The following is a 523-nucleotide window of genomic DNA, read 5'->3' on the forward strand; positions in this document are numbered from 1 at the left end:
ACCAGGGCCACCGGGCCGGGGACCTGCGCCCGGACCGTCTCGAGGGCGTCGCGCCACGCACCGAAATGCCGGCTGATCCCCGAAAACCCGACCCGTGCCTCGCCGGTGCGGTCGAGATAGTGCGGCAGCAGCACCGCGAAGCCGGCATCCGCCAAGGCCGCGGCCTCGGCCCGGACCGGCCGGTCCGAGCCTGGCCCTTCGGCGTCGTGGAGCAGAATCACGGTCGCCGTGGCCGGGGCGTCCTTGCCGTGCGGCGCGAACCGCTCGATCGTGACGGGTCGTCCCTCGCACAGGATCGTGTCGCGGGTGACGACCGGATGGGGTGGATGGGTCATGGCGTCAGGTCGGTCTCGACGGTTCGCGGCGCTCGCGCTCGCCGGCACGACCCTGCTTGCCATGACGGCGGGACGGGATGCGAGGGCCCAGGATGCCAAGGCCTTGGACGTCAAGGCATTGGGCATCAAGGCGCAAACGCAGGCGCCCGAGGCGACCGTCCCCGTGCCGCCGTCATGGGAAGCAGGGT

General features: G+C 72.3%; 1 protein-coding gene and 1 pseudogene. One reads left to right on the forward strand and one right to left on the reverse strand.

Features of this window, described 5'->3' with window-relative positions; genetic code table 11:
- Positions 1-335: pseudogene (locus FV222_RS28785) on the reverse strand (hypothetical protein); the annotation flags it as partial.
- Here FV222_RS28785 and FV222_RS30820 point away from each other — a divergent pair.
- The coding region (locus FV222_RS30820; protein WP_210248530.1) for a hypothetical protein at positions 334-523 on the forward strand (190 nt) is incomplete at its 3' end. The pseudogene FV222_RS28785 and the gene FV222_RS30820 sit on opposite strands and share 2 nt — an antisense overlap.

It is taken from the genome of Methylobacterium sp. WL103 (assembly GCF_008039885.1).
GTDB classification, from domain to species: domain Bacteria; phylum Pseudomonadota; class Alphaproteobacteria; order Rhizobiales; family Beijerinckiaceae; genus Methylobacterium; species Methylobacterium cerastii.